5 protein-coding genes and 1 pseudogene are annotated in these 4,299 nt (G+C 36.4%); 5 read left to right on the top strand and 1 reads right to left on the bottom strand.

Annotation, left to right across the window (positions count from 1 at the left end; genetic code table 11):
- A pseudogene (locus ACJHV0_RS02110) lies at positions 1-327 on the bottom strand (small ribosomal subunit biogenesis GTPase RsgA); the annotation flags it as partial.
- A gap of 452 nt (positions 328-779) precedes the next feature.
- Between ACJHV0_RS02110 and ACJHV0_RS02105 the strand changes: the two are divergent.
- The 5 genes from ACJHV0_RS02105 to ACJHV0_RS02085 form a co-directional block, all read left to right on the top strand.
- Positions 780-1,670 carry a transcriptional regulator GcvA gene (locus ACJHV0_RS02105; RefSeq protein ID WP_025236583.1) on the top strand — a complete coding sequence of 297 codons (891 nt, stop codon included), beginning with the start codon at positions 780-782 and terminating at the stop codon, positions 1,668-1,670.
- 60 nt (positions 1,671-1,730) lie between these two features.
- The gene (gene yjjG, locus ACJHV0_RS02100; protein WP_025236582.1) at positions 1,731-2,414 is read left to right on the top strand and encodes a pyrimidine 5'-nucleotidase; all 684 of its coding nucleotides are present in this window, start codon (positions 1,731-1,733) and stop codon (positions 2,412-2,414) included.
- A complete protein-coding gene (gene cysB, locus ACJHV0_RS02095; RefSeq protein ID WP_283386323.1) occupies positions 2,411-3,394 on the top strand; it encodes an HTH-type transcriptional regulator CysB in 984 nt (327 codons plus the stop codon). The genes yjjG and cysB overlap by 4 nt, the downstream gene beginning before the upstream one ends.
- A complete protein-coding gene (locus ACJHV0_RS02090; RefSeq protein ID WP_025236580.1) occupies positions 3,395-4,039 on the top strand; it encodes a hypothetical protein in 645 nt (214 codons plus the stop codon).
- A gap of 182 nt (positions 4,040-4,221) precedes the next feature.
- Positions 4,222-4,299: hypothetical protein (locus ACJHV0_RS02085; protein WP_287657807.1), on the top strand; the 78-nt coding region annotated here is incomplete at its 3' end.

The following is a 4,299-nucleotide window of genomic DNA, read 5'->3' as shown; positions in this document are numbered from 1 at the left end:
ATAATAATCGGGGCGGGTAAGCTCATTTTTACGAGGGAATACAGCTTCAATCACGCCACTGATGCCCTGTAGCTGTTCACTGCCTTTACGCCAAGAAACACGATCACCCACCACTACATTTTTTAATGTACGGCGGATATTACAACGGAAAATTTCACCTGCTTCAGTTTCGACATCAGCGTGTTTAACGTGGCGAGTTACTACAATGCCTTGTTGCATTTCGCCCAGCATATCATCTTGCCATTCAATCTCTTTTTTATTGATGCGTTTATGATGATTAGACTTAATTCTACGTTGTTGATTGTGGGTTAATTTTGGTTTACTCAAAAGGATACTCTGCTATTAAACAATAGTTATGGTGTTAGAATACTATAAAACCTATGTTTATAACAGATGAAAGTGAAAGAATAAAAGAGTATAAACGCTAGAATAAAGATAACGAATAATATAGAATGGCAACCAATCTTTTATATTTACCTTTAGATAGATTAGATAGAAAAAACCGCCCAAAACGGGCGGTTATAAACCAATACGGTTCAAAATATACAGGAAGTGAAACGAGTAACTTTCGTTACTCCAGTCTAGTTTCCTAGACCAATATGCAAACACAACATCATACTTAAAATTTAGGAATAGAATAAATTCTACGACTATCCATTAAGTATGGGGAATATTCTATTGTTTCTACTTCCAGTCATCAAGCGAATTTTTTTTATTTTAACCATCAGAAAAAATAATGGAATTGCTTTATTTTAGCAGTTAATTATATTTGAAATACTATGAACAGAAAACTTCCACCGCTCAATGCATTAAAAGCATTTGAATCTGCTGCTCGCCATTTGAATTTTACCAAAGCGGCAGAAGATCTCTTTGTAACCCAAGCCGCTGTTAGTCATCAAATTAAGTTATTAGAAGACTTTTTAGGGGCTTCGTTATTTCATCGTCGTAACCGTTTATTAGAATTAACGGAGTTAGGGGCACAATATTTCTATGAGGTACAACCTTTATTGGAACAAATTGCATTAGCAACTGATAAAGTTCGTCAGCAGAGCTGTCGCCAAATTCTGACTATCAGTGTGCCACAAACCTTTGGTATGCACTGGCTAGTGCCACGTTTAGCTGATTTTCACGATAAATACCCGGACATTGAAGTGCGTATTAAAGGTGTGGATCAAGATGAGGGATTACTTGGTAAAGAAACCGATGTAGCCATTTATTACGGTAAAGGCGATTGGCAGGACTTGGAATCTATCCGTTTAACGGAATCCCGCATTGTGATTTTAGCCTCGCCAGAGTATTTATCGAAAAATCGCATTCAGTCGGCAAAAGATTTAGTTGATAAGCATTTGTTACACTCTTCTACTCATAATAAATGGAAAAGAATGGTAGAGCATCTCAATATAGCAGATAAAGTTGATGCTGAAACAGGTTCTATTTTTAGTCATACGTTTATGGTATTGCAAGCAGCTATGCACCAGCAAGGTGTAGCGATTGCGAATAAAGTTCTAGCCCAACACGAAATTGAAAAGGGCACGTTAATTGAACCTTTCCCAACGGCATTATTTGATGAGAAATCGTTTTATGTGGTGTATCCATTTCAATCGGCTCAAGTGCCAAAAGTGAAGTTTTTTGTAGAGTGGATACAACAAAAAATGGCAGAATGTGAATAAATTGCCATATTTGCAAATTTTTTGAAAATTTTCACCGCTTGTAGTAATAAAAGGAAGATTATGAAATACCAATGGGTATTATTTGATGCTGATGAAACTTTATTTTCATTTAATTCTTATTTTGGCTTGAAAGCAATGTTAGCTCGTTATCAAATTGATTTCAGCGAGCAAGATTATCAAGATTTCCAAGCCATTAATAAGCCACTTTGGGTTGCTTATCAGAATAATGAAATTACGGCACAAGATATTCAAACACGCCGTTTTGCGAAATTATCGGAACAAACGGGTGTTGAACCATTCAGATTAAACCAAGAATTAATGGCGGAAATGGCGTTGATTAGCCAGCCGTTAGCCGGGGTAATTGAGACATTAAACGCTTTGTACGGCAAAGTAAAAATGGGCATTATCACCAATGGTTTTACCGAATTACAGCAAAAGCGTTTAGATAATACTCAAACTTCGCATTTTTTTGATATTGTAGTGATTTCAGAGCAGATTGGAGCAGCCAAGCCTGATCGCCAAGTATTTGACTATGCTTTTGCTTTAATGGACGAATTCGATCGCACTAAAGTATTGATGGTGGGCGATACACTCGCTTCTGATATTTTAGGTGGGAATAATTCAGGTATTGATACTTGTTGGCTCAATACACTCAATCTAAAAAATGAAACGAATATCAAGCCAACTTATGAAATTAACACGATTAATCAAATTATTGAGATTGTAGAAGGAACACAGGGATGAAACTACAGCAGCTACGTTACATTGTGGAAATAGTGAATCAGAATTTGAATATTACTGAAGCCGCAGAAGTACTTTACACTTCTCAACCGGGCATTAGTAAGCAGGTTCGCTTATTAGAAAGTGAGCTGGGGATTAATATTTTTGAACGTAATGGTAAGCACGTTAAAGGATTAACACCTGCGGGCGAGAAAATCGTAGCAATTGCCCGTGAGTTATTGGTTAAAGCTCAGAGTATTAAATCTGTAGCAGAGGAACAAACTCGCCCGAATAAAGGAGTGTTAAGAATTGCGACCACTAATACTCAAGCTCGCTATATGTTGCCTGAAGTCATTGAAAAGTTCAAAGCTCGTTATCCGGAAGTGAGTTTGCATTTGCATCAAGGTTCGCCAAATCAAATTTACGATGCGTTAATGGCAGGCGAGGTGGATTTAGCCATTACTACAGAAGCACAATACTTATTTGAAGAAGCAATATTGCTGCCTTGCTATTGGTGGAATCGTTCAGTTATTGTTAAACCGGATCACCCATTAGCAACTTTTGTGAACCAAAGTCAAAATTTAACTGTCGAAGAACTAGGTAAATATGATTTGATCACCTATACCTTTGGGTTTACGGGGCAATCAGATTTAGATCACGCTTTCAATAAGGAAGGCATTTTGCCAAATATTGTGTTTACCGCAACCGATGCAGATGTGATTAAAACTTATGTCCGTTTAGGTTTAGGGGTCGGAATTATGGCATCAATGGCATATACTGAGGCGGATAAAGATTTAGTCGCAATCAATGCAAGTCATTTATTCCAACCAAGTATGACTCAAATCGCATTTAAACGAGGGACATTCCTTCGTAATTATATGTATGATTTTATTCATTATTTTTCGCCACATTTAACACGAGTGCAAGTGGAGAAAGCAGAACAATTGCGAGATAACAATGCAATCTCAAGATTGTTTGAACGTGTATCTTTAGAGGAGAAGTAGATGAAAATTTGGCAGAAACTTACCACTGTTATTATTGCAACATCAGGGTTAATTTCCACCGCTTACGCAGATAGCTACAATATTAAATATAGCTCAAATTACTTAATGCCAGCCTACATTAACTTCAATAATGGCGGAGGAAAATATAATATTCAAGCTAAAATCAACGTACCTTTGTACAATATTGTATTTACTGCAAAAGGAACAGAAAAAAACGGGCAGTTTGATATGTTAAGTTACCGAGATACGCGTAACGGTAAAACTTATGCAATGGCAGAAATTGATTCTAAAACAGTAAAATATGGAAAAGTAAAAGAGCCATTAAAAGAAGAAGCATTAACAATGCCAACTTATGATTTGTTTACTACTGCATTCCAGCTGAGCTATTACGATAAATTACCAACAAGTTTCCAAACTACGAACGGTAAAAAACTTTATCCAACGCCAAATGTGCAACTACGCAAATCACAAAAAGAAGTAAAATCGGGTGGGAAAACGTATCAAGAAATCACTTATAAGTTTAGAACCAGCGATAAAAAAGATATCACGGTTAAAAAATATGACGGAGAGAAATTCCCACGTTATATTTCCTACAGCCGAGATGGTGATAACTACGAGCTAACCTTCGATGGTTTTGTGAAGTAAAATGTAATTTACAAGCGGTTGATTTTGTAAAATTTTTTGCAAAATCGACCGCTTGCAGATTTTGGATTAGCAAAAAAAATTGATTTGATGTAAACTACTATCCCGTCCTAATAGTTTCTTTTTATGAAAAGAAAACTTGTATTCTTAATTTCCAATCAAACTAATCAGCAAAGGCAATAACAATGACAACGAATTATATTTTCGTAACGGGCGGTGTTGTATCTTCTTTAGGTAAAGGTATTGCGGCAGCCTCTCTTGCG

The sequence above is a fragment of the Mannheimia sp. genome, from assembly GCF_056854775.1.
The sequence above is the reverse complement of the archived record's forward strand: the minus strand, read 5'-3'. Positions and strand labels throughout refer to the sequence as shown.